The 24903-nt window shown below is 59.8% G+C and carries 21 protein-coding genes and 2 pseudogenes; 13 read left to right on the plus strand and 10 right to left on the minus strand.

Features of this window, described 5'->3' with window-relative positions; genetic code table 11:
- Positions 1 to 16: 16 nt before the first annotated feature.
- Genes ACIP1X_RS03950 through ACIP1X_RS03960 form a run of 3 tightly spaced genes read left to right on the plus strand, consistent with a single transcriptional unit; the run spans position 17 to position 2687 of the window.
- Positions 17 to 1345, plus strand: a complete 1329-nt coding sequence (locus ACIP1X_RS03950) for an MFS transporter (protein ID WP_400749519.1) — start codon at positions 17 to 19, stop codon at positions 1343 to 1345.
- Positions 1342 to 1680: a Rieske 2Fe-2S domain-containing protein gene (locus tag ACIP1X_RS03955; RefSeq protein ID WP_053119479.1), complete on the plus strand. Its 339-nt coding sequence runs from the start codon at positions 1342 to 1344 to the stop codon at positions 1678 to 1680. Before ACIP1X_RS03950 ends, ACIP1X_RS03955 begins: the two co-directional genes overlap by 4 nt.
- Entirely contained in the window at positions 1677 to 2687 is a 1011-nt protein-coding gene (locus ACIP1X_RS03960; protein WP_159814516.1) for a YeiH family protein, read from the plus strand. The genes ACIP1X_RS03955 and ACIP1X_RS03960 overlap by 4 nt, the downstream gene beginning before the upstream one ends.
- A 61-nt stretch (positions 2688 to 2748) precedes the next feature.
- Here the strand turns inward: ACIP1X_RS03960 and ACIP1X_RS03965 are convergent, their stop codons facing one another.
- Positions 2749 to 3783 (minus strand): AraC family transcriptional regulator, encoded by a 1035-nt coding sequence (locus ACIP1X_RS03965; RefSeq protein WP_053119483.1) that lies wholly within the window; start codon positions 3781 to 3783, stop codon positions 2749 to 2751.
- A 369-nt stretch (positions 3784 to 4152) separates the two neighbouring features.
- Here ACIP1X_RS03965 and ACIP1X_RS03970 point away from each other — a divergent pair, with 369 nt between their 5' ends.
- The 5 genes from ACIP1X_RS03970 to ACIP1X_RS03990 all read left to right on the plus strand — a co-directional run bounded on the left by ACIP1X_RS03970 (position 4153) and on the right by ACIP1X_RS03990 (position 11881).
- Positions 4153 to 4719: an RBBP9/YdeN family alpha/beta hydrolase gene (locus ACIP1X_RS03970; protein ID WP_400749522.1), complete on the plus strand. Its 567-nt coding sequence runs from the start codon at positions 4153 to 4155 to the stop codon at positions 4717 to 4719.
- Between the two features lie 127 nt (positions 4720 to 4846).
- A complete protein-coding gene (locus ACIP1X_RS03975) occupies positions 4847 to 6859 on the plus strand; it encodes a DUF1302 domain-containing protein (RefSeq protein WP_400749524.1) in 2013 nt (670 codons plus the stop codon).
- Between the two features lie 41 nt (positions 6860 to 6900).
- The gene (locus tag ACIP1X_RS03980) at positions 6901 to 8259 is read left to right on the plus strand and encodes a DUF1329 domain-containing protein (protein ID WP_053119489.1); all 1359 of its coding nucleotides are present in this window, start codon (positions 6901 to 6903) and stop codon (positions 8257 to 8259) included.
- A 10-nt stretch (positions 8260 to 8269) separates the two neighbouring features.
- Positions 8270 to 9343: a WD40/YVTN/BNR-like repeat-containing protein gene (locus ACIP1X_RS03985; RefSeq protein ID WP_400749526.1), complete on the plus strand. Its 1074-nt coding sequence runs from the start codon at positions 8270 to 8272 to the stop codon at positions 9341 to 9343.
- Positions 9344 to 9373: 30 nt separating this feature from the next.
- On the plus strand, positions 9374 to 11881 hold the full coding sequence (locus ACIP1X_RS03990; RefSeq protein WP_400749528.1) for an RND family transporter: 2508 nt from the start codon (positions 9374 to 9376) through the stop codon (positions 11879 to 11881).
- Here the strand turns inward: ACIP1X_RS03990 and ACIP1X_RS03995 are convergent.
- The 3 genes from ACIP1X_RS03995 to ACIP1X_RS04005 form a co-directional block, all read right to left on the minus strand.
- Entirely contained in the window at positions 11853 to 14291 is a 2439-nt protein-coding gene (locus ACIP1X_RS03995) for a TonB-dependent siderophore receptor (RefSeq protein ID WP_400749530.1), read from the minus strand. The genes ACIP1X_RS03990 and ACIP1X_RS03995 overlap by 29 nt on opposite strands.
- A 100-nt stretch (positions 14292 to 14391) precedes the next feature.
- A complete protein-coding gene (locus ACIP1X_RS04000; protein ID WP_400749532.1) occupies positions 14392 to 15360 on the minus strand; it encodes a FecR domain-containing protein in 969 nt (322 codons plus the stop codon).
- Complete coding sequence (locus ACIP1X_RS04005; RefSeq protein WP_053119498.1) at positions 15357 to 15863, minus strand: sigma-70 family RNA polymerase sigma factor; 507 nt, start codon at positions 15861 to 15863, stop codon at positions 15357 to 15359. Before ACIP1X_RS04005 ends, ACIP1X_RS04000 begins: the two co-directional genes overlap by 4 nt.
- A gap of 167 nt (positions 15864 to 16030) precedes the next feature.
- On the opposite strand from ACIP1X_RS04005, the pseudogene ACIP1X_RS04010 reads away from it, so the two are divergent.
- Positions 16031 to 16176: pseudogene (locus ACIP1X_RS04010) on the plus strand (hydrolase); the annotation flags it as partial.
- On the opposite strand, the pseudogene ACIP1X_RS04015 reads toward ACIP1X_RS04010, so the two are convergent.
- Positions 16172 to 16279, minus strand: a pseudogene (locus tag ACIP1X_RS04015) (cell filamentation protein Fic); the annotation flags it as partial. The pseudogenes ACIP1X_RS04010 and ACIP1X_RS04015 sit on opposite strands and share 5 nt — an antisense overlap.
- A complete protein-coding gene (locus ACIP1X_RS04020) occupies positions 16276 to 16527 on the minus strand; it encodes a hypothetical protein (protein WP_212549296.1) in 252 nt (83 codons plus the stop codon). The pseudogene ACIP1X_RS04015 and the gene ACIP1X_RS04020, both read right to left, overlap by 4 nt.
- A gap of 239 nt (positions 16528 to 16766) precedes the next feature.
- Here ACIP1X_RS04020 and ycaC point away from each other — a divergent pair, with 239 nt between their 5' ends.
- Positions 16767 to 17399 carry an isochorismate family cysteine hydrolase YcaC gene (gene ycaC / locus ACIP1X_RS04025; protein WP_053119500.1) on the plus strand — a complete coding sequence of 211 codons (633 nt, stop codon included), beginning with the start codon at positions 16767 to 16769 and terminating at the stop codon, positions 17397 to 17399.
- 183 nt (positions 17400 to 17582) lie between these two features.
- Here the strand turns inward: ycaC and ACIP1X_RS04030 are convergent, their stop codons facing one another.
- From ACIP1X_RS04030 to ACIP1X_RS04040, 3 genes are all read right to left on the minus strand, one after another.
- Positions 17583 to 20045 carry a PAS domain-containing protein gene (locus tag ACIP1X_RS04030; RefSeq protein WP_400749694.1) on the minus strand — a complete coding sequence of 821 codons (2463 nt, stop codon included), beginning with the start codon at positions 20043 to 20045 and terminating at the stop codon, positions 17583 to 17585.
- Positions 20046 to 20298: 253 nt separating this feature from the next.
- Positions 20299 to 21420, minus strand: coding sequence for an alkene reductase (locus ACIP1X_RS04035; RefSeq protein ID WP_400749535.1), 1122 nt, complete (start codon positions 21418 to 21420; stop codon positions 20299 to 20301).
- Positions 21421 to 21515: 95 nt separating this feature from the next.
- Positions 21516 to 22193, minus strand: a complete 678-nt coding sequence (locus tag ACIP1X_RS04040; protein WP_400749538.1) for a type 1 glutamine amidotransferase domain-containing protein — start codon at positions 22191 to 22193, stop codon at positions 21516 to 21518.
- A 209-nt stretch (positions 22194 to 22402) separates the two neighbouring features.
- Here ACIP1X_RS04040 and ACIP1X_RS04045 point away from each other — a divergent pair, with 209 nt between their 5' ends.
- The 3 genes from ACIP1X_RS04045 to ACIP1X_RS04055 all read left to right on the plus strand — a co-directional run bounded on the left by ACIP1X_RS04045 (position 22403) and on the right by ACIP1X_RS04055 (position 23531).
- Positions 22403 to 22987: a TetR/AcrR family transcriptional regulator gene (locus tag ACIP1X_RS04045; protein WP_053119504.1), complete on the plus strand. Its 585-nt coding sequence runs from the start codon at positions 22403 to 22405 to the stop codon at positions 22985 to 22987.
- Positions 22988 to 23101: 114 nt separating this feature from the next.
- Positions 23102 to 23302 carry a hypothetical protein gene (locus tag ACIP1X_RS04050; RefSeq protein WP_053119506.1) on the plus strand — a complete coding sequence of 67 codons (201 nt, stop codon included), beginning with the start codon at positions 23102 to 23104 and terminating at the stop codon, positions 23300 to 23302.
- Positions 23303 to 23312: 10 nt separating this feature from the next.
- Entirely contained in the window at positions 23313 to 23531 is a 219-nt protein-coding gene (locus ACIP1X_RS04055) for a DUF2945 domain-containing protein (protein WP_400749540.1), read from the plus strand.
- A 146-nt stretch (positions 23532 to 23677) separates the two neighbouring features.
- On the opposite strand, the gene ACIP1X_RS04060 is transcribed toward ACIP1X_RS04055, so the two are convergent.
- The gene (locus ACIP1X_RS04060) at positions 23678 to 24727 is read right to left on the minus strand and encodes an NAD(P)-dependent alcohol dehydrogenase (protein ID WP_212545845.1); all 1050 of its coding nucleotides are present in this window, start codon (positions 24725 to 24727) and stop codon (positions 23678 to 23680) included.
- Between the last annotated feature and the right edge of the window lie 176 nt (positions 24728 to 24903).

Consider the following 24903-nt stretch of genomic DNA (forward strand, 5'->3'; position numbering starts at 1 on the left):
GTTTCGAGGAGGCTGCATGGCCTATCACCCCAGCGCCAGCGATGACGACGATAACGCCGTCGGTGTTGCGCGCACATATGCCTGGATCGTTTTTGCCCTGACGTTCGGCTTGTTGATTTCCGATTACATGTCGCGTCAGGTGCTCAACGCGGTGTTTCCGATGCTCAAGGTCGAGTGGGCCTTGAGCGACAGTCAACTGGGCTTGCTCAGTGGCATCGTCGCGTTGATGGTCGGGCTGCTGACCTTTCCGCTGTCGCTGCTGGCCGACCGTTTTGGTCGGGTGAGAAGTCTGGCCTTTATGGCTTTTCTCTGGAGCGTGGCCACACTGGGTTGCGCGGTGGCGCAGGACTATCCGCAGATGTTCATTGCGCGGTTTATGGTCGGTGTCGGCGAGGCGGCTTACGGCAGCGTCGGCATCGCGGTGGTGATTTCGGTGTTTCCCAAACACATGCGCGCCACCCTGGCCAGCGCGTTTATGGCCGGTGGTATGTTCGGCTCGGTGCTAGGCATGGCGTTGGGTGGGGTGATCGCTGCGAAGATGGGGTGGCGCTGGTCGTTCGCCGGCATGGCGTTGTTCGGTCTGGTGCTGGCGCTGCTGTACCCGCTGATCGTCAAGCAAGCGCGGATTGCGCCGCAGTGCGCAACCCGTGCGGCGAGTAAAGCCGCGGCGGCGATCAAGCGTCCGCTGAGCACCTTGTATTCCAGTCGCTCGGTGGTGGCGACGTACATCGGCAGCGGTTTGCAGTTGTTCGTCTGCGGCACGGTGATCGTCTGGATGCCCAGTTACCTCAATCGTTATTACGCCATGGGCACCGACAAGGCCGGTGCGGTGGCGGCGGTCATTGTGTTGTGCAGCGGCGCGGGAATGATTGTCTGCGGGATGATCAGTGATCGGCTGTGCCGTCATGCGCCTGAGCGCAAAGTCGCATTGGCCATCGCTTATTGCCTGGGCAGTTGCTTGCTGCTTTCGGCGGCCTTCGCCTTGCCGGCTGGGCCCGCGCAATTGCTGCTGATCGGCCTGGGCATGTTGATCGCCACGGGCACCACCGGACCTGCCGGGGCGATGGTTGCCAACCTGACGCATTACTCGGTGCACGGCACAGCTTTCGCCACACTGACCCTGGCCAATAACCTGCTGGGGCTGGCGCCCGGGCCCTTCATCACCGGCAAATTGTCCGATCTGATCGGCCTGCACGCAGCTTTTCAATTCGTACCGCTGGTGAGTATCGCGGCCGCCGCAGTGTTCTTCTACGCGCGCAGTCATTACCTCAAAGACATTGCCCGGCTGGCGGGCGAACGCGTCAGCGACCCGGTCAATGAAATCGCCTGCGAGGTGAAAGTATGAGTCGTCTTCCTGCGTTGCGCGTTGCTGTACCAGACAACAAATGCCCGCCGAGAGGAGGGCGGTCACTGTTTGAGTTCGCCGATAAAAGCCTGGCGCTGTTCAACGTTGACGGTGAGTTGCTGGCCATCGACGACAGCTGTCCCCATCAGGGTGCATCGCTGTGTGGCGGTCGGCTGGAGGGCCAGGTCATTCAGTGTTGCGCGCATGGTTTGCGCTTCGATCTGCGCAGCGGCTATTTGCTCAATTCGAAGCAGGTCAAAGTCACACGCTACCCGGTTGAAGTCATTGATGGTCAGGCGTTTATCGTCCTCGCTTGCGAGGAGTCTGTGGCATGAGCACCGTTGCGCTTACCCGTATTCATAGCCAGACACGCGAGTTGGCACCGGGGTTTATCGTCAGCCTGATCGTCGCCGCGGCTGCTTCGTTTTTGTCCGAGCATTACGGTGCACCGGTGATGCTGTTCGCGTTGCTGCTGGGCATGGCGCTGAATTTTCTGGCCGGTGATGGCGTGTGCAAGGCCGGCATCGAATTTACTGCGCGCACGGTGTTGCGCATTGGCGTGGCGTTGCTGGGTATGCGCATCACCCTTGAGCAAATTGCCGCGCTGGGCTGGAAGCCTGTGGCACTGGTGGTGTTTTTGGTGGTGGTGACCATTGGCGTGTCAGTCGTGGCCGCGAAGGCGTTGGGCTTTCAGCGCTTGTTCGGCATGCTCACCGGCGGCGCCACGGCAATTTGTGGCGCTTCGGCGGCGTTGGCGCTGGCGGCGGCGCTGCCCCATCACCCGCAGAAAGAGCGGGCCACGCTGTTTACCGTCATCGGCGTTTCGGCGTTGTCGACCACGGCGATGATTGTCTACCCGATGATTGCCAAGTGGCTGGAACTCTCGCCGCAAGTGGCGGGCGTGTTTTTGGGCGCGACCATTCATGACGTCGCGCAGGTAGTGGGTGCCGGTTACAGCTTGTCGACGGAAACCGGTGACACCGCCACGGTGGTGAAATTGATGCGCGTGGCCATGCTGTTGCCGGTGATTGTCTGCGCGGCGATGGTCACACGATTGCAGGGTGCTGATACGTCAGGGAAACGTCCGCCATTGCTGCCTTGGTTTGCCGTCGGTTTTCTGCTGCTGGCCTGTATCAACAGCACCGGTTGGGTAGCGCCGGCAGTGCAAGGCGCGGTCAATGAGCTGTCGCGCTGGAGCCTGGTGATTTCCATCAGCGCACTGGGCATGAAGACACAGCTCAAGGAGCTGGCCGCCGTTGGCATCAAACCGATTTTGCTGATGGTCGGGGAGACGGTGTTTCTCGCGGTGCTGGTGCTTCTGGTGTTGCACTGGGGTTTCTAAGGTAAGGCAGGCCGCACCGTGCAGACTCGTCGGCCCGGTGCGGTAGTTAAACCGGTGCCAATCACACCGGTTTTTTCGCGGCGACTGTACCAGCAGTCGCCGTTTTTTTTGCCCGCCAGGTGGCGGGCGGCATGTCGAACTGGGTAATGAACCAGCGGGTGAAGGAGCTGGCCATGGAGTAGCCGAGCAAGTCGGCGATGCGGCTCAGCGAGTAGTTGGGATTTTCCAGGTAGCGCAACACCAGATCGCGTCGCACTTCATTGATCACATCGTTGAAAGCACAGCCGTCGTCCTTGAGGCGACGTTGCAGCGTGCGCACGTTCATGCCTTGGGTCTGAGCAATTTGCTCGATGGTGGCGCGGCCCATCGGCAACAGCAGATAGATAGCCTTGCGCACTTCAAGCAGCAGCGAATGGCTTTCATGACCTTGCAGAGAATCCAGATAACTCTGCGCATAGCGCGCCATGGCCGGGTCGGCGTTAGGGTTGGTGACGTCGAGGCTGGCATCGGAACAGACGATGCCGTTGAACTCGCTGCCGAACTCCAGCGTGCAGCCGAACAGGCGTCGATGCAGTTGCAGATTGTCGGGCGCCTGATGCGTGAAGTTGACGCTGTAGGGATGCCAGTGCGTACCGAGCAGCGCCGAGCACAGACGGAACATCACGCCGATGGCCAACTCGGTGGCCTGTCGGCTGGGCATCGGCGTTTGCGTGACCACTTCTTCGCGAATGATCACCATCTTGCCGGCCTCTTCAACGAAGATCGCCAGCGAGTCATTCATCAAATGCCGGTATTGCACAACCACCTGCAGGGCGTCACGCAGCGTGCGCTGATGGCTGAGCAGCAAACTGACCACGCCGAAATCTGAAAGCTGACGGGATTCGGCCATGCTCAGGCCGAACGTCTGGCAGCCGCTGGCGGCCGCCGAGTCTTCCAGTAGCCGCACCGCCGAATCAATCGGAATGCGCTGCTCGGGCGCCAGCAGCTGTGCTTTGCTCAGGCCGACCGCCGCCAGTACATCACGCGGATTGAAGCCAAGGTATTGCGTGACCTCCAGGTAGTTGGTCAGGACAGCGGCGCGAACAAGCGTGGGCATGCTGGGTTCTTTCCTGGTTCGATAACGATAAGGAAGTACTGGGTGACTATATCCAGAGCATCTGCAATTGAACAGTTGCGACAGCGGCTGTGTTAACGCTGTCGCAAAGTCGTGAACAGCGATCCGTGTAGGAGCTGCCGAAGGCTGCGATCTTTTGATGTTGTCTTTCAAAAACAAGATCAAAAGATCGCAACCTGCGGCAGCTCCTACGGGGGCGGCATCCGTCCGGCGGAGGAAATTCTGTCATCAAAAGAAAAGTGCCTGACGTCCAATGAAAAGCACCCCGGCCGAGCGCTCTTTAATGTCGACACAACAAAAAGATTCTGGCGATACAGCCAGTCGAGTCATCGAGACAGCGAAGGTGTTGACGTGGACAAATTGCAGACTGCCGCAACCGTTCTGATCGTACCGGGCCTGCGTGAGCATGTGGCCGAACATTGGCAGACGCTGCTTGAGGCGCGCCTGGAAAAAGTCCGCAGTGTGCCGCCGCTGACCACCGACAAACTCGACCTCGCTGCGCGCATTCGGGCGATTCAGCAGGCACTGGAGCAGATCGACGGCCCGGTGATTCTGGTCGCCCACAGCGCCGGTGTGTTGATGGTGGCGCACTGGGCGGCGCAGCACTCGCGTGCAATCAAAGGTGCATTGCTGGCGACGCCACCGGATCTCGATGCTCACTGGCCGGCGGGCTATCCGTCAGCGCAGACCCTGCAAGCGCAGGGCTGGAACCCTCTACCCCGTGGCCCATTACCGTTTCGCAGCCTGGTCGCTGCCAGCACTAACGATCACCTCGCCAGCCTCGAAGCCGTCACCCACCTTGCCGAAGGCTGGGGCGCTGAGCTGCGCTCGCTGGGAGCTGTGGGTCATCTCAACCCGGCCGCCGGTTTTGGCGCGTGGCCGGACGCCGAACTGTTGATCCAGGAACTGGATCGTTGATTCAGACGCCGGCTGGCTGAACGCCTGCCGGCACGTGCCCTCATTTCTGAAAACGTCTTCCCGCACACCGGGAAAGCGCGAGGGCGGCTGCGCTTAAAAACAACTACAAAAAAGCGGAGAAGACACGATGCACATCACCAAGCGCCATGGCCTTGCGCCTTCGCGTTACACCTTGCTGGCCTCGGCCATTCTGGCCGCAGCGCTACCGAGCGCCCATGCGGTCGAGATCGATACGGGCAACCCGGACTGGACGGCGCGGCTGGATAACACCGTCAAATACAACTACGGCGTACGCACGGAAAGTGCCGACAAACGGATGTTGGCCACGCCGAACAACAACGACGGCGATTACAACTTCCGCAAGGCCGGCACCAACATCAGCAACCGCATCGACCTGCTGACCGAGATGGACGTGGTCTACAAAAACTCGATGGGCTTTCGCGTCAGTGCGGCCAGTTGGTACGACCAGGCCTATGAAAATACCGGCTCCAATTCCAATCCTTTCGTCAATGGCAACGACGCACGATCGGGTCTGGTCGCCAATGACCCACGTCTGGCCGGCGTCAGCCAAGACAACGTCGGCAACGGCAGCCCGCACCTGAGTCGCTACGCCCAGCGTTATTACACCGGGCCTTCCGGGGAAATTCTCGATGCTTTTGTGTTTTACAACACGGAAATCGGCGAGCAATCGCTGCTGAGCCTCAAGGCCGGTCAACACAACGTGTTCTGGGGCGAAACGCTGCTCAACCCGGTGCATTCGGTCAGCTACGGCCAGTCCGGCCTGGATCTGGCGAAACTGTCGGCGTCCCCTGGCACTGAAGCCAAGGAGCTGTTCGTCCCGCGCAAGCAATTATCGACGTCATTCACCGTCAACCCTGAACTGACGCTGGGCGCTCAGTATTTTCTCGATTGGGACGCTGCCCGTTTGCCGGAGGCCGGCACTTACTACGGCGGCTCCGATCTGGTTGGTTTCGGTGCGCAGTCTTTTCTGCTCGGCAACACCAATGGCGTGGTGCCCGGCAGCCCGTTGGGCTGCGGCGTCGCTCCGTGCAACGGCCTGACCAATGTGCGTCGCGGGCATGACCTGACGCCGGGCAGCAGCGGTGACTGGGGCGTCATGGCCAAGTGGTCCCCTGCGTGGCTCGACGGCACGCTCGGCTTTTACTACCGCAAGACCTCCGACATCCTCCCTCAAGCCTGGTTGAACGCCACCGGCCTGACATCGCTGAATGCCAACGGCAGCCGCCCGGCGGGGCAGGTGCCGGGCGTCGTCAACATCCTCAACTCATTGAGCACCAGCAGTTACCAACTGGCGTACGCCGACAACATTCAGATTTTCGGCCTGAGTTTGTCCAAAGACGTGGGCGGAGTGAGCGTCGGCTCGGATCTCAATATCCGGCACAACATGCCACTGGCGAGCATTCCGGCGATTGTCAGCTCGACCAGTCCTGCGGGGTTGGGCGCAGGTTTAGGGCTGTTGCCGGCACGCACCGCCGAGACGGGCGTGATCTACGACACGCCAAGCCGTGGCGACAGCATGAGCGCCACGGGTGACACGCTGCACTGGACGCTCAATGGTTTGATGTCACTGCCGAAGACGCCGCTGTTCGATTCGGCAACCCTGCTCTCCGAGCTGTACTACAGCAATCTGCTCAAGCTCGATGACAAGAACAAAGCGCTCTACAAAGGCGAGGACAGTTATCGCGGCATCGACGCGCCCACCCGGGATAACTGGGGCATCGCGATCAACTTCACGCCGACCTGGTATCAGGTGCTGCCAGGTGTTGATTTGAATATGCCGCTGTCGATCAACGCCGGTCTGGCCGGGGTGTCGCCGGTGTCCGGTGGCGGTGCGAAAAACACCGGTAACTATGCGGTCGGCCTCGGTGCCGTGGCGTACAACAAATACTTCATCGACCTCAAATACGTCGACGCTTTCGGCAAGACCGACAAGTGCGACAACAGCGGCCTGAGCACCGGCGCCGACCAGGCCGGCAAGGGCGATGGTTCGACCCCTAACGCGTTCAGTGGCAACCAGAACTACGCCTGTTACGGCGGCGGCTACTCGGCGTTTTCCGGTGGCGGCGCGACCACGGCTGACCGTGGCGCCGTGTACCTGACGATGAAAACCACCTTCTGATTCAACCTTGGCTCAAGTCTCACAGACAGGAGAACCACACGATGAAATTCGTCCATACAATGCTCGCCGTTTCACTGACCATGGCGATCGCCGCGCAAGCGCAGGCCGCCGTTTCGGCGCAGGATGCGGCCAAACTGGGCAATAACCTCACCCTGGTCGGCGCGGAAAAAGCCGCCAATGCCGACGGTTCGATACCCGCTTATACGGGCGGGCTGACCACGCCGCCGGCCACCTACAAAACCGGCGACAGCATGCGCCCGGATCCTTTCGCTGACGAGAAACCGCTGCTGGTGATCGATGGCAAGAACGTGGATCAGTACAAGGGCGAGCTCTCGGCGACGGCGGTCGAACTGGCCAAGCGTTTTGCCACGTTTCACATCAATGTCTACCCGACGCACCGCACCGTCTCGCTGCCTAAAGCGGTGCTGGACAACGGTGTGAAAAATGCCACGGGCGCCAAGTCGCTCGAAGGTGGTCTGGCCGTCGACAATGTTCTGCCGGGTGTACCGTTTCCGATTCCGCAATCGGGCAACGAAGCGATGTGGAATTTCCTGCTGCGCTATCAGGGCGTCAACATCAGCTCAAAATACGACTCATGGAATGTCGACGCTGCCGGGGTTGCCAGTCTGGCTATCACCGGGCAGGCGTTCATCTCCTACCCGATCTATGAAAACCTCGCGCAACCGATCAGCAGCGCTGACGTGTATTACCAGATGAAGCTGACGTACACCGGCCCGGCGCGCCGTGCGGGTGAAGCAATGATGCTCAAGGACGCCGCCAACCCGTTGCAACAACCGCGTCGCGCCTGGCAATACCTGCCGGGGCAGCGCAGGGTCAAACTGGCACCGAACCTGGCGTACGACACGCCGAACCCGGGCACTGCCGGTGCGGGTACTTATGACGATGTGTTCGTGTTCAACGGCGCACTGGATCGCTACGACTGGAAGCTGGTCGGCAAGCAGGAAATGATCGTGCCGTACAACACCTACAAACTGACCTATGCGCAGGATCCCAAGGCGTTGACCACCGCCAATCATGTGGCGCCTGACTACGTGCGTTGGGAGAAACACCGGGTCTGGGTGGTGGAAGGCAATCTCAAGCCCGGCGCCCGGCACATCTATCAGAAACGCCGCTTCTATCTCGATGAGGACAGCTGGACAGCGCTGGCCTCCGACCAATATGACGCCCGTGGACAGCTTTATCGCGGCTCGTTTGCCTTTCTCAGCCAGAGCTACGACAAACAGGTGCCGGACTCGACCCCTTTCATGATCTACGACCTGGTCGGCGGCACCTACAACATCAACGGCGTCGTCGGGCCTTACGGCGGCATCAAGTACATCGATCCGCTTTCGAAGGCGCAATGGTCGTCGGAGTCGTTGGCCGGCAGCGGTATTCGCTAGAGGGCGCGGTATGCATTGGCAGAAAAAATCCCGCAGTGTGACGCTCGGCATGTGCCTGCTGCTGTTGCAGGGCGTCGCCCGCGCGGACGGCTATTTCGATGTGCTGGATCAGCCTGCCAGGGTCAGTGCCCTGGCAGCCAGCAGTGCGCTGTCCGGCGTGGCCCGGGCAGGGGCACGCCTGGTTGCTGTCGGCCAGCGCGGGCACATCGTTTACTCCGATGATGGCGGCCAGCATTGGCAACAGGCCGCCGTGCCGGTGAGCTGCGACCTCACGGCGGTGAATTTTTCTTCGCCGTCACAAGGCTGGGCGGTCGGTAACGACGGGGTGATTTTGCACAGCAGCGACGGCGGGGTGACGTGGCGCAAACAGCTCGACGGGCGCCAGATCGGGCCGTTGCTGATCGAGCATTATCAGGCACTGGCCCGCGCTGAACCGGCTAACGAGCAATGGCCGTTGCTGGTTGCTGAAGGCCGGCGGCAGGTGGAGCAGGGCGCGGATAAACCGTTGCTCGACGTCTGGTTTGCCAATGATCAACTCGGCTATGCGGTCGGTGTCTTCAACCTGATCCTGCGCACCACGGACGGTGGCAAACACTGGATGCCGTTTCAGGATCGCACCGACAACCCGCAGGGTTTTCACCTCAATGCGATTGCCGCCACGGGTGATGCGCTGTACATCGCCGGCGAGCAGGGGCTGTTGCGTAAATGGGATGAAGCGCAACAGCGCTTCGTCGCCGTGCCCACACCCTATCAGGGCAGTTTTTTCGGCGTGCTTGGCAAGCCGGGTGAAGTGATTGCTTACGGACTGCGCGGCAACCTTCTGCGCAGCACCGATGGCGGACGCAACTGGATCGCGCAGGACAGTGGCTTGCACACGAGCATTACCGCCGGGCTTGTCGACACTGACGGGCATTACCGATTGTTCACGCAGGGCGGGCAGATGCTGGTCAGCCAGGGCAATGGTGCGCAGTTGCAATGGCGGCATGAGCCCGAACCATTACCGGTGACCGGCGCAGCACAGACGGCCGATGGCGCGATGCTGGTCGTTGGTACCCGTGGTGTTTCGACACTGCGCAAAGAATAAGAAAACAACCCTAAAAGCGAGAACCCGGATATGGGCAATATCGAACAAGACAGCATGCCGGTGATCCGTGATGTACGTGATTTCGAGTGCAACTCCGGCAGTCGGCTGGAGCGCATGGTGTTCAATTTTCGCCCGCTGTTCATGTTGCTGATGGCCATGATCACCGTGCTGCTCGGTTACATGGCCGTCACCCGTCTGGAGCTGAAACCGAGCTTCGAAAAAATGATCCCGCAGAGTCAGCCGTACATTCAGAATTACCTGGAAAACCGCCAGGCGCTGCGTGGTCTTGGCAACTCGGTGCGGGTAGTGGTGGAGAACACCCGGGGCGATATTTTCGATCCTGCCTATCTGGACGTGCTCAAACAGGTCAACGATCAGCTGTTCCTCACGGCAGGCGTCGACCGCGCCTGGATGAAGTCGTTGTGGAGCCCGGCGGTACGCTGGACGGAGGTCACCGAAGAAGGCTTTCAAGGCGGCCCGGTGATGCCCGACGCCTATCAGGGCACCCCCGAGCAAATCGAGCAGTTGCGCCAGAACATCTCCCGCGCCGGCATCATCGGCAGTCTGGTGGCGAGTGATTTGAAGTCGAGCATGCTCGTGGTGCCGTTGCTGGACAAGGCTGGCGCCGGCGCTCAGCCAATCAACTACCGTGACTTCTCGCAGATGCTGGAAGAGCAATTGCGCGACAAGATCGAGTTCGCCGGTGACAGCGCTGCGCGTAAGGCCGGCAAAGAGGGCGATGGCCCTTACAAAGTGCGCGTAATCGGCTTTGCCAAGCTGATGGGCGACCTGATCGATGGCCTGATTCAGGTGATGATGTTCTTCGCGCTGGCGGTGATCACATCGCTGCTCATCATTTATCTCTACACCCGGTGTGTGCGCAGTACTTTGCTGGTGGTGGGTTGCTCGTTGGTCGCAGTGGTCTGGCAACTGGGCCTTGTCGCGTGGCTGGGTTATGCCATCGATCCATACTCGGTGCTGGTGCCGTTTCTGATCTTTGCCATCGGCGTATCCCACGCCGCGCAAAAAATGAACGGCATCATGCAGGACATCGCCCGGGGCACGCACAAACTGGTCGCCGCGCGCTATACCTTTCGCCGCTTGTTCATCGCCGGTGTCACTGCGTTGTTGGCGGATGCTGTCGGGTTTGCCGTGCTGATGCTGATCGACATTCCGGTGATCAAGGATCTGGCGATCACCGCCAGTATCGGTGTCGCGGTGCTGATCTTTACCTCGTTGCTGCTGATGCCGGTGGCGCTGTCTTATGTCGGCGTGGGCGCGAAAGCCGCCGAGCGTGCGCTGAAAATCGATACCCGCGCTGACCGCCACAAAGGTTTCGGCAGGTTATGGGACTGTCTCGACCGCTTCACCAGCGTCAACTGGGCGACGGGCGCGGTGCTGGTGGCGGTGTTGATGGGGATCGGCGGATTCGCGATCAGCCTGCATCTGAAAGTCGGTGACCTGGAAAGCGGTGCGCCTGAACTGCGTGCCGACTCCCGCTACAACCGCGATAACGCCTGGATCACTGCGCATTACGCACTGTCCAGCGACCTGTTCGCGGTGATGATCAAGACCCCGCCCGAGGGCTGCCTGAGTTACAAAACACTGATCCTCGCCGATCGGCTGGCGTGGGAACTGCAGCAGTCTTCAGGGGTACAGGCCACTGTTTCGCTGGTCAACGCGGTTCGGCAGATCACCGCCGGTACCTATGAGGGCAACCCGAAACTCAGCAGCATCCAGCGCAATCAAGATGTCCTCAACTATGCCGCGCAGCAGGCTTCGGTCAACTCGCCAGAACTGTTCAACACCGATTGCTCGGTGATGCCGGTGATTGCTTTTCTCAAGGATCACAAGGCCGAGACCCTCGACGAGGTGGTCGCGATTGCCGACCGCTTTGCCCGTGAAAACAGCAGCGACGAGCGCCAGTTTTTGCTAGCGGCGGGCAGTGCCGGCATCGAGGCGGCGACCAATATCGTCGTGCGCGAGGCCAATCGCACCATGCTGCTGTACGTGTACGCCGCCGTCACATTGTTCTGTCTGGTGACCTTCCGCAGTTGGCGCGCGACGCTGGTGGCGTTGTTGCCGCTGGTGCTGACGTCGATTTTGTGTGAAGCGTTGATGGTGGTCATGGGCATTGGCGTGAAAGTCGCGACGTTGCCAGTGATCGCTTTGGGCGTAGGCATTGGCGTCGATTACGCGCTGTACCTGCTCAGCGTGCAGTTGCACTATCAGCGTCAAGGCCTGCCGTTATCCGCAGCGTATCGCAACGCCGTGGCGTTCACCGGGCGCGTGGTTGGGCTGGTCGGGATCACCTTGGCGGCGGGCGTGGTGTGCTGGGTCTGGTCGCCGATCAAGTTTCAGGCGGACATGGGGATTTTGCTGACGTTCATGTTTCTGTGGAACATGCTCGGAGCACTGGTGTTGATTCCAGCGTTGTCGCATTTTCTGTTGCGCGGGGTGTCGGTCAAGCAATGGGTTCAGCCGCCAACCGCTGAACCCATTGAGTGCCTTAAAACTCAGGCGTGTACTTCACGCTGAACATCACATTGCGCGGGTCGCCGAAGTTGTTGTTGCCGTTGAGCTGGTTATACGCGGAGGTGTAATAGCGTTTGTCGAACAGGTTGTTGGCGTTCACTGCCAAGCCGATTTCCTTGCTCAACTGGTAGCCGAGGCGAGCGCTCCACACGGTGAAACCCGCCACGTCGTAAGTGTGCTCGTAACCCAGCGTATGGCTTTGCGTGGTGAAACCGAGGCCGGTGCTGACGCGTTCCCAGTCGCCGCTGAACTGGTAATCGCCCCACACGCGCAGCATGTGTTTCGGTGTCCAGGTGCTGAAGACTTTGCCTTCGTTGTCCGGGTCATCGAGGTACTTGGTGGTGTTGTAGGTGTAGCCGGCGAACAGTTGCAGGTTGGTCAGCACTTCGCCGCTGATCTCGGCTTCGATGCCTTGGCTGCGGACTTTGCCGGCGGCGTTGGAGCAATACCAACCGTCGCAGATCATGCCCGACGCGAGGTCGTTGACCGCGCGGTTTTCCTGGTCGTAGCGGAATACCGCCAGCGAGGTGTTGACCCGGCCGTCCATCAATTCGCCTTTGAGGCCGACTTCGTAGTTGCTGCCGACCACTGGTTTCAGCGTTGAACCGCTGGCGTCGCGATTGGTTTGCGGTTCGAACACGTCGGTATAGCTGGCGTAGACCGCCCATTCGCGGCTGAGGTCATAGACGATGCCGGCGTACGGGGTGACTTCGCCGGTTTCGTTCGCGGTGCTTTCCGGCTGCTCGACCGCCGCACCGAAGGCTCTCTGTGTCGCGTACTTGTAACTGTAGTCGTACCAACTGACGCGCGAACCGAGCACCAGGGTCAGCGAGTCGATCGGTTTGACCCGCCAACTGCCATACAAACCCTTCTGGCGAATGTCGTACTTACTCGGCGTGGCTTGGCCGCCCGGCGTGTTGAGAATGCCTTCATAGCTGATTTCCGGACGATCGTGGTCGATGTCAAAAATCGTGTCAGTGGCGCTGCTGTTAAAGGTGCGAGCGATTTTGTCGTCGCTGGTGTATTTCGCGTAGTTGCCGCCGAGCATTACTTCGTGGGCCATGGACAGCGCGTCGAACTTGCCAGTGACGTTCATGTCCAGACCGAGTTTGGTCGCGTCGAAATCGGTGACGAAGTCGGCGTACTGAATGCCACTGCCATCGGGGTTGATACCTTCGTCGGTGGTTTGCAGGCGCTGGCTTTTACCCTTGTTGGTTTCGTCCATGCGCACCGCGCCGACCTTGAACGCCCAATCGTCGTTGAAGCGGTGCTCGAGATCGGCGTACAGCGTGGTGACGTCGATGTCCAGATGGTTCCAACGCGCGCCGCCGTAGGTCGAGCGCGGCACATTCAGCGGCTTGCCGTCGGAGTAGCGGGGCAGGCCACGGATCATCGGGCGTGACTCGCCATCGGAGTTGCTGATCGCCAGACCGAGTGTGGTGTCGTCACGCAGATCAAAGTCCAGCGCGCCGTACAGCGAGTGGGTTTTGCTCCATTCGTAATCGACGAACGATTGGCTCTGGTCTTCGTCGGCAACGAAGCGACCGCGCACGTTGCCCGTCGAATTCAACGGGCCGCCGGCGTCCAGTTGCAGGCCGTAGTGATCCCACGAACCGGCCTTGCCGGTGATGGTCACGGTCGGCGTGTTTTGCCCGCGCTTGCGCACCAGATTGATCGCGCCGCCGGGGCTGCCGGTGCCTTGCAGCAGGCCGGAAGCACCACGGAGGATTTCCACGCGGTCGAAGAAAATCAGATCCTGCGTCGCCCAGTTGCCTAAGGCGTAAGTGTTGCGTGGGATCGGCACGCCGTCGTACTGCCAGTCATCGATCTGAAAACCGCGCGAGGTAATGATCATGCCTTTACCCACGCCCTGAACGCCGACCAGACCGGTGGTTTTGTTGACCGCGTCTTTCAGATCAACCAGATCCTGATCATCCAGCTGCTTGCGCGTCATCACGGTGATCGACTGCGGAATTTCCTTGAGCGTGTGCGTGCCTTTGCCGATGGTTACGGCGCGTGCAGCGTAAGAACCGGAGCCTTCAGTCGTGGTGCTGTCGAGGCTGCGTTCAACGATGTTGGTGGCGTCCAGTTGCAGCGAAGCGCTGTTGTCGCTGGCCGGCTCGACACTGAAGTTGCCTTGCCCCGTCACGCGCAACTGCAAACCGCTGCCCGCGAGTGCCTTTTGCAGCGCCTGCTCGGCTGGCATCTGCCCGATTACCGCCGGCGCGCGCTTGCCCTGCACCAGCGCGGGTTCCAGCGAAATGATCTGCCCGCTCTGGCCGGCAATCGCGTTTAGCGTACTGGCGAGCGGGCCGGCCGGCAGGTTGAACGATAAGTCTTGCGCCAGCGCTGAGGTGCTCAGTGTCACCAAGGCAACGGCTGCAGAAAGGTTACGGGGCCATGTGTTGAACACAACAATCTCCTGTTTTTGTTAAAGCGTCAGGAGATAGGTCGGATGAGAAATGAAAACCGGACACAAACAAGAATGATTTCCATAAAATATTTTTTCGCATTCATCGTTTGCTGATCATGGTCAGCCACGGGCTGTAGCGATCAATGCGAATCGGCAGGGTTTCGGCCAAGGCGTCCAGGGTTCGATCGGGGGCGTCGAGCGGGAACACGCCTTGCACGCGCAAGCCACGCACCTCGGGGGCGACGCGCAGGAATCCGCGATGATAAGGGCGCAGTGCGTCGATCACTTGTTCGAGGGATTCATCGAGCACGTTCAAGCGGCCGTTCAACCATTCGGCGCGACCGCGTTCATCGTCGCTGGCCAAGGTGATGTTGCGCGTGGAGAGCAGCGCTGCCTGACCTTCCTTGACCACTCGCGTGGTGCCATCGAACAACCGCGCTTCGACCGAATGCTGCAACACCACCAGGCGGCTGGCGTCCGCTTCCTGAGCGACGAGGAAGCGAGTCCCCAACGCGCGCATTTCGCCCTCGGCGGTGCGTACGATCAGCGGGCGATTCGCATCCGGCGCGACATCGATCACCAGCTCGCCCCGGCGCAGGATGACCAGGCGCTGGCGGTCATTGAAACGCAGGTCCACCGCGCTCTCGGCATTCAGGCTCAAGCGGCTGCCATCGGCCAGATTGAAGATCTGCCGATGACCGCGAGCGGTGTGCAAATCGGCCAGCAGCGACTCGCCGAGCTGAGTTTTGCTGCCCAGCAACAGACCGCCGCCGAGCAGGCCGAGACCGGCGATTACGCGCAAGGCGTCGCGCCGCGAAGCCTGTGGCTTCAACAAGACCTGACGAGCTTCGCCGGCCTGACCGGGTAAACGTTGATCCAGTGTGCGAAACGGTTTGAACGTATCGCCGAGGCGTTCCTGCAATGTGTCCCAGGCCTGACGGTGCGCGCGATCCATCAACAACCAGGCGTTGAAACGCTCCTGCAGTCTGGCGTCGGGCGTGCCGGCGCGCAGCTTGACCATCCAGTCGATGGCCTGCTCAGTGACCGGGTCGATGCGCCGCTTGCTCATGGCGCCACCTCGCACAGATAGCACTGCAGCAAAGCCTGTTTCATGTAGCGACTGACCGTGCGCTCCGACAACCCGAGTTTCTGCGCAATCGCCACATAGCTGAGGCCATCGAGTTGGCTATAGAGGAACGTGGTTTTGACGATCAGCGGCAAGCCATCAATGGCGCGGTCAATCGCGACCAGCGCTTCGATCAGTTGCAATTGTTCTTCAGGGGAGGGCGCCAGTGCTTCGGGCAGCGTCGACAAACGCTCAAGGTAGGCCAACTCCAGCTTGCGCCGGCGATGACGATCAAACACCAGACGACGGGCAATGGTCGACAGGTAAGCGCGCGGCTGTTCAATGCTGTCCGGATCGACGCGCGCCACCAGCAATTGGCAAAACGTATCGGCAACGGTGTCCTCGGCGTCCGCGTGGTTGCGCACCTGGCGATTGATATGTTGCAGCAGCCAACGGTGATGATCGCTGAAGAAAAATCCCAGCTTGCTGGACGGAGGAGAGTGCACTGGTGGGCTTTTCCAGATGTTAGTGAGAATCTCTCTCAATATTACCTGTGTGGCCAGAGACTGCGCAATGTTCCTGAAGGGCCACACACCCAACTGTGGCGAGGGAGCTTGCTCACTATATGGTCGGCTTGACCATCTGATTGTCTTGATTGGTGTACTTAGCGCTTTCGAACCTGTCGGCACTGGCGGAAAGATTTGATGTGTTTGTTGCGACGGATGCATCTGGCGTTCAGAACCATCTTGCAGCAGTTCGCTTGGAACTATATGACTCAAGGCGGCGCGGATGATGAACTGGTTCTCGGTGACGCTTCAAACGCGAGATGTTCAGATTCTTTGACTTCGAGAGGGTCTTTCAACTTAAGCGAGTTTTGCAGATAGCCTTCAGTGTCGAAATCGCCGAAGGGGTCGAAAGTCATGCGCTGAGCTGCTTATTGCTGCGCCTTTTTTCCTGAAGGTACCGGCCCTGAAGGGCCATGATTTCAGACTTGCTCAGCACGCCTTTCCTTTTCAGATTGACGAGCAATTGTTCAACGCCATCGAGTTCGACGGCATCACCTGCCAGACGCGTAATCGTCACTGCCATGCGGCTCAGGCTATCGCGATCGCCGGTAACCTTATGCGCTTTGGCGAGCTTACGAACTTCAGTGGCGACACTGTCGGTCATTTTCAACGTCCTCAATTTTTCTCCCTCAAATCATAGCATGGCGTCTGATCTGCAAATTTGCCAGACAGCGCCTGACCCGTCAGCAAGCAGATTGATACGGCGAATGTACAAATGCTTATTGTCCCATTTGAGTTGACGGTGAAACGCTTTTCAGCCGATTTATCCTTTTTCAATGCGTCAGTAATCTGTACCCAACTTGAACGCAACAACAAATCCAACATTGAAAAAGGACTCACACCATGACCACTCCAACCTACAACCGCTTGAACAAAGACGACGCTATCGTGCTGCTGGTTGATCACCAGACCGGTTTGATTTCGCTGGTGCAGGACTTCTCGCCGAACGAGTTCAAGAACAACGTGCTGGCACTCGCTGACCTGGCGAAGTTCTTCAACCTGCCGACCATCCTCACCACCAGTTTCGAACAAGGCCCGAACGGCCCGCTGGTGCCGGAGCTGAAAGAGATGTTCCCGGATGCGCCGTACATTGCTCGCCCAGGTCAGATCAACGCATGGGACAACGAAGACTTTGTTAAGGCGATCAAGGCGACGGGTCGCAAGCAGATCATCATTGCCGGTGTAGTGACGGATGTGTGTGTGGCGTTCCCGACGCTGTCGGCGCTGGCGGAAGGGTTTGAGGTGTTTGTGGTGACGGATGCGTCCGGTACTTTTAATACCACCGTGCAGCAAGCGGCGTGGAGCCGCATGACGCAGGCCGGTGCGCAGTTGATGAACTGGTTCTCGGTGGCGTGTGAGCTGCATCGCGACTGGCGCAACGATATCGAAGGGTTGGGTAACTTGCTGTCGCAGCGGATTCCTAACTATCGCAACCTGATGAATGGCTACTCGGCGCTGACGGCTCAGAAAAAATAAACTGACCTGCTAAACCAAAGCCTGCCCTGAAAAGCAGGCTTTGTCGCACCGACGATTAACTTGTGGCGAGGGGATTTATCCCCGTTGGACTGCGCAGCAGGCCCCTGCTTTTTCAGTTAAGAAGCGGGGGCCGCTGCGCAGCCCAACGGGGATAAATCCCCTCGCCACAGTTACGGCATCATCCTATTCACCGGTGGTGGCCATCAGGCCACTGACGCGAGAAACCAGTGTTTCGATAGCAAACGGCTTGGTCAGCACCTGCATCCCCGGGCCGAGTTGGCCGTTGCCGATCACCGAATGTTCTGCATAACCGGTAATGAACAAGGTCTTCAACTGCGGGCGGATTTCCCGGCCGGCGTCGGCCATTTGCCGGCCGTTCATGCCGCCCGGCAAGCCGACGTCGGTAACCAGCAGGTCGATGCGTGCATTGGAGCGCAGTGCCGCGAGCCCTTCAACGCTGTCGGCGGCGACGAGCACGTCATAGCCGAGGTCGCACAGCACATCCGCCAGCAGCAGGCGCACCGTGGGTTCGTCATCGACAATCAAAATGGTCTCGCCCACAGCGGTCACCGCAATCGATGTGCTTTGCGTGTCGTCGTGATTTTGCGGCGCCTGCCCGTGATAGCGGGGCAGGTAGATCGACATCGTGGTGCCTTGGCCCACTTGCGAATGGGCGCGCACCTGGCCACCCGATTGCTTGGTGAAACCGTAAATCATCGACAACCCCAGGCCCGTGCCCTGGCCCAAAGGCTTGGTGGTGAAAAACGGGTCAAAGGCTTTGGCGATGATTTCGGCGGACATCCCGGTGCCGGTGTCGGCCACACTCAGGCAAAGGTACTGCCCGGCGGGCATCTCCAACGCCTGAGCAGATTCGTCATCCAATGTTCGATTGGCTGTTTGCACGGTGATGCGTCCGCCATCGGGCATCGCATCACGGGCGTTGATGCATAAATTCAACAGTGCATTTTCCAGCTGACTCCCATCGACCAACGCTGGCCAGAGGTCGCTTGCGCCTTCGGTTTTCAGCAGGATGCTCGGGCCGACGGTGCGCTGGATCAATTCAGTCATGCCGACAATCAAGGTATTAACGTCGGTTGGCCGTGGATCGAGTGTTTGCCTTCTGGAGAACGCCAGCAAGCGATGGGTCAGAGCAGCCGCACGTTTGGTGGCGCCCTGCGCCGTGACCATGTACTTGTCGACGTCCTCCAGGCGACCTTGGGCGATGCGCCTTTCCATCAGCTCAAGCGCTGCCGAAATGCCGGCCAGCAGATTATTGAAATCATGCGCCAGCCCACCAGTAAGTTGCCCGACGGCTTCCATTTTTTGCGATTGGCGCAACTTCTCTTCGGCCTGCATGAGGTCAGCCGTGCGCGCCGTCACCCGTTGTTCCAAGGTGTCGTTGAGCGCACGCAGTGCCGAAATCGCGCGGTCTCGGTCAGCCTCGACATTGCGCCGGTCTTCGACATCAATGAGTACGCCGGGAAAGCGCAACGGGGAACCATCATCGTCACATTCGACGCGTCCGTTAGCTTCAATCCAAGTGTATTTGCCATCCGCACCGCACACGCGATATTGGTGGGAATAGGGGCCGCCACGGGCGATGACTTCGTTGATCGCGCGGGTGAGTCCGTCCCTGTCATCGGGGTGCACGGTTTGCACCACTTGTTCCAGGCTCAGGCCGTCGCGCCCCAGCGCCGGATCAAGGTTGAACACCCGGGCAAAGGCTTCATCGACGGTGAAACGGTCGGTCGGCAGATGCCAGTGCCAAGTGCCGATAATCGCACCGGCGGCGAGGGCGAGTTGCACACGCTCGACGTTCTCGCGGGCAACGGCCTCGCTGACCCGCAGACGCTCCTCGGCGTCGCGACGCGCGGTCACGTCGCTGAAAAAAATCGCAATCTGTCGATCGGCAGGATCGCCAACGCGCACGGCGCGCACATCAAACCAGCGCTCAAACGTATTCGCGTAATTCTCGAAATTCGCCGGCTCGCCGGTTTTGGCCACGTGCCCGTAAGTCTCGAACCAGAAACTCTCCAGATTGGGCGCAAACTCGGTGACCCATTTACCCCGCAAGTTGACCCCGGCCTGACGCTCGAACGCCGGGTTGGCCTCAACAAAGCAGTAATCCACCGGGCGGTCGTCAGCGTCGAATTTGACTTTGACGATGGCGAACGCCGCTTCGATGGTTTCCAGAATCGTGCGGAAGCGCTCTTCGCTGAGGCGCAAGGCGTTTTCGGCATGGCGTGAGCGCGTCAGGTCGAGCATGGCGCCGATCATGCGTACGGCGCGACCTTCGGCATCGCGCATCAGATACCCGCGATCCAGCACTTCAGCGTAGGAACCGTCTTCACAGCGGAAGCGATACTCGGCGCTCCAGCCAGTCGCCGTGCCATCAATGACGGCACGGATCGAGGCTTCGACGCGCGGCCGATCCTGCGGATGAATCCGCGCAAAACACCAGTCACTGGTGGTCTCGGTGGCGGTTGCCGTGTAGCCGTAAGCCTGTTGCAGGGCTTCGTTCCAGGTGATCCGGTCAGCGGTCAGATCCCAATCCCAGATCGCATCGCTGGTCGCCTTGACGGCCAATCGATAGCGCTCCTTTGTTTCGGCAACAGCACGGCTCGCCAAATGCAATTGATCAGCCAGTTCCTGCGCGCTGTCCTGCTTGGCGGCTCCGACGTTGCCCAACGCCAGACGCAGCCGCGTGACCTCGGCCTCAAGCTCCTCGCGAGTAAGATGTTCCAGGATGTCACCCTTCGTGCGTTATTGGTTTTGGGGTCTGACTGCCATTGCTCGCGCAGGCGCATCACTCATTGACACGATTGACCTGCCGCACAGAGGTTAAGTTGCACCGGGAAAGAAGGGCAATCCCCGGTGCGTTGTTCGATGCTGGCCGCCGTCAGCCGTGCACGGGGTAATCGGTATACCCTTCGCCATTGCCGCCATACACGGTGGCCGGGTTCAGCGCATTGAGGGGCCAGTCATTGGCGATACGCGCGGGCAGATCCGGATTTGCCATGAACGGGCGTCCGAAGGCGACAAAATCAGCCAGACCGGATTCGAGCAAGCGGGCCCCGGACTGAGCGTTATAGCGTCCGGCATAAATGATCGCGCCGCTGAAAGTCTCGCGTACGGCTTGACGAAATGACAACGGCATTGCCGGGGCATCGTCCCAATCGGCTTCGGCGATGGACAGGTAGGCGATGCCGACGTCCTGCAAAACTTTGATCGCTTCGATGTAAGTGGTGTGTGGATCTTCTTCGACCATGCCCAGGTAAGTTCGCGCTTCATCGGTGGTGGTGAACAACGGCGCGAAACGCACACCGACTTTTTCCTTGCCGATGCACTCGGCGACACCCGCCACCACTTCACGCAAAAAGCGCAGGCGATTGTGCAGCGAACCGCCGTACTGATCGTCGCGAAGATTGCTGTGCGCGGAGATGAACTGGTTGACCAGATAACCGTTGGCGCAGTGCAGTTCGATGCCGTCGAAACCGGCGTCCATCGCATTGCGCGCGGCTTGAATGTACAGCTGAACCAGTTCCTGAACCTCATCGGTGCTCAATGCACGCGGGGCCGACGGGGCGACCAGTTCACCCACGCCCGGCGCGGTTTCGACGAACACGCTGACTCGCTCGGTGGCGACTGCCGAGGCCGATACCGGCGCTGCGCCATTCGGTTGCAGCGCAGTGTGGGAGACGCGGCCGACATGCCACAGTTGCGTGAAAATCACACCGTCCACGGCGTGCACCGCTTCCGTGACTTTACGCCATCCAGCGATTTGCTCCGGGGTATGAATGCCGGGTGTCCAGGCGTAACCCTGACCGCGTGGTTCGATCTGCGTGCCTTCGGTCACCAGCAGACCGGCGCCGGCGCGTTGCTGGTAATACTCGGCCATCAACTCATTGGCAATATTGCCCGGTTGCGTGCTGCGCTGGCGGGTGAGGGGCGGCAGCACGATACGGTTTTTCAGGGTGTGCAGGCCGAGCGTCGCGGGTTGGAAATAAGGGCTGTTGTGCATGGAGGTACCTTGTTCGACTGGTCTTATTAGACCAGTCGACTATTTCTAGGATAAAAATAAAACCGCGTAGCACGGTGATGAGGTTGAGCGTTGAATCAGCCGAGCATTTTCAACAGTTTCTCGGCGACAGCGGCAGAGCTGGCAGGATTCTGGCCGGTGACCAACTGGCCGTCCGCAACCACATGCACCTGCCAGTCAGCGACTTTGGAGTAACGCCCGCCGAGACGCTGAAACTCGTCTTCGATCAGGAACGGCACCACGTCGGTCAGGCCGACGGCAGCTTCTTCCGAATTGGTGAAACCGGTCACCTGGCGATGCTGAATCAGCGGTTTGCCTGCCGCATCGACGACGTGACGCAACACGCCCGGCGCATGGCAGACAAAGCCGTGGGGCTTGTTGCTGCGGGCAAAGGCTTCGATCAACGCGATCGAGTGCGAGTCTTCGGCCAGATCCCACAGCGGGCCATGGCCGCCGGGATAAAACACAGCATCGAAATCCTCTGTGCTGACCTCGGCCAGACGTCCGGTGCTGGCCAGTGCCTGCTGCGCTGCCGGGTCGTTGCGAAAGCGATCGGTCTCGGCAGTCTGCGCGCCGGGCTCATCGCTTTTCGGATCGAGCGGTGGCTGGCCACCGGCCGGCGACACCAAAGTGATCTGCGCACCGGCATCCTTGAAGGCGTAGTAGGGCGCGGCAAACTCTTCGAGCCAGAAGCCGGTTTTACGGCCGGTGTTGCCGAGCTGATCGTGGGAAGTCAAAACCATCAGAATTTTCATAGAGCACCCTGGTTTGATCGGTGACGTCGTGGCGCAAAGGATTCGCGTCACGCTGATACCCGCAAATGCGGTTGACGGGGCGCAGCATAGTTTCCAACTAGACCAGTCGTCTAGTAATTTTTTCTCAACAGGTTTTTACTCGGCAGGTATGGCAAACTCGCCATCCTCTGAAATAAACGACTGGTCTATTGCCTGGTAATTTGCGCCCCATGAAACCGACCTACGACGACACCCGCCAACACTTGCTCGACACCGGCCACCGGATGATGGCCGAGAAGGGCTTCACCAGTGTCGGCCTCAACGAAATCCTGCAAACCGCTGGCGTGCCCAAGGGCTCGTTCTATCACTACTTCAAATCCAAAGAGCTTTACGGCCAGGCCTTGCTCGAGGATTACTTCGTCGGTTATCTGGCCGACATGGAGCGGCGCCTGACCCTGCCGGGGCTGACCGCCTATGAACGGCTGATGGATTACTGGCAGGGCTGGCAAGACCGCTGCACCCTCGAAGGCCATGGCGATGAGTGCCTGGTGGTAAAACTCAGCGCCGAAGTTGCCGACCTGTCCGAATCGATGCGCCTGACCCTGCGCGACGGCGCCGAGCAAGTGGTCTCGCGCATCACGCTGTGCATCGAGCAAGGCCAGGCCGAAAAGACCCTGCCGACCGGTGATGCCCGGCATCTGGCGGAAACCCTGTATCAGCTGTGGCTGGGCGCCAGTTTGCTGAACAAACTGCAGCGTACGGGGCAGTCGCTGAACACCTCGATGGCAATGACCAAAGCACTGTTGGCCAGCTAATTTGGCTTGATGGTGAGCACGTGCACCGTTCGTCCAGTACCCGGCACTTGCGCGGTGCCGTTGTCTCTCACCTTTAAGCGCGGATTTTCCGTGCGGCCAAGTGGAGAGCCAGTCATGGACATCGATGAAAATGCACCGGGCAACAAGTCGCAGCAAGACGTGACGCGAACCACGGACAATGAAACGGGACACGACCCGAAACGCGATCAACCAGAGGTTCCGTTGCCTGCCGATGACGAGTCACCGCTCGACGAGGACATGACGGATGTGGACGCCGCCAACTCGGTATCGAGTGAGCATCCGCCAGCGCAGTGAGGGCATTGCCATGAGCACGTCATTCAAGGTCGGCGACGCGGTGCGCTGGAACAGCGAGGCCGGCGAGATTCGCGGCACGGTGGTCAAGGTGCATACGCGGGATGTCGAATTCATGGGACGGCATCGACCGGCATCAAAGGACGAACCGCAATACGAAGTCAAAAGCGACAAGACCGGGCATCTGGCGATGCATCATGCGGCGGCATTGCACCCCGTTAAAGCTGAGTAAACACTAACCTGTGGCGAGGGGATTTATCCCCGTTGGGGCGCGAAGCGGCCCTCGCTTTTAAGCTTCAATAGGCATGGACTGCTTCGCAGCCCATCGGGGATAAATCCCCTCACCACAGGTTTTGTGATCATCAATGATGAAGTGGGTTAACCCGCCAACGTCGCGTTATCAATCACAAACCGATACTTCACATCACCCTTGAGCATCCGCTCATACGACGCATTGATCTGATCCGCGTGAATCAATTCGATATCCGAAACGATTCCGTGCTCGGCACAGAAATCGAGCATCTCCTGAGTTTCAGCAATACCGCCAATCATCGAACCCGCAATCGTGCGGCGCTTCATGATCAGATTGAACACGTTCGGCGCTGGATGCGACGTTGCCGGCGCACCAACCAGGGTCAAGGCACCGTCACGTTTGAGCAGCACCAGAAACGCATCGAGATCATGCGGCGCCGCGACAGTGTTGAGGATCAAATCGAAACTCTTCGCGTGCGCAGCCATTTCCTCAGGATTGCGCGACACCACCACTTCATCGGCACCCAGCGCCAACGCCGCTTCGCGCTTGGATTCCGAAGTGGTGAAGGCCACAACGTGCGCGCCCAAGGCATGCGCCAGTTTGATGCCCATGTGGCCCAAACCACCGATGCCAACCACGCCGACCTTCTTGCCCGGCCCGGCGTTCCAGTGGCGCAGCGGTGAATAAGTGGTGATGCCCGCACACAGCAGCGGCGCGACGGCGGCCAGTTGCGCTTCGGGATGTCGGATGCGCAACACGTAGCGTTCATGCACAACGATATTTTGCGCGTAACCGCCCATCGTCCAGCCCGGCGCGTCCGGGGTCGGGAAGTTGTAGGTGCCGATCATGCCGTCGCAGTAGTTTTCCAGCCCGGACTCACAGTCATCGCAGTGTTTGCAGCTGTCGACGATGCAACCGACGCCGACCAGATCGCCCACCTTGTAATCGCTGACATGCGCGCCCACCGCCGACACACGGCCGACAATTTCATGCCCCGGCACACAAGGGAATTGCGTGCCGGCCCATTCCGCACGCACCTGGTGCAGGTCTGAATGGCAGATGCCGCAGAAGGCGATATCGATCTGCACGTCATGGGCCGCCGGGGCGCGGCGGTTGATCTGCATTGGCTCAAGGGGTTTGTCGCCAGCGTGGGCGCCGTAGGCTTGTACAAGCATGGGAACATCCTCAATCGGTTTGTCGTGGTGACATTCTTCGCTTTTCGCTGGGCCGGGAAGTAGTGCATTCCTGTGCGATCCTTGCCTGATCCTGTGCGCCGTTGTGACTTTGCGGTGACAGACGCTCGCGGCGTTTGCGGGTAATCTGCCGGTTCGCTGCATAAAACAAAAAACTC

It is taken from the genome of Pseudomonas sp. NPDC088885 (assembly GCF_044750025.1).
Classification (GTDB): Bacteria; Pseudomonadota; Gammaproteobacteria; order Pseudomonadales; family Pseudomonadaceae; genus Aquipseudomonas; species Aquipseudomonas rustica.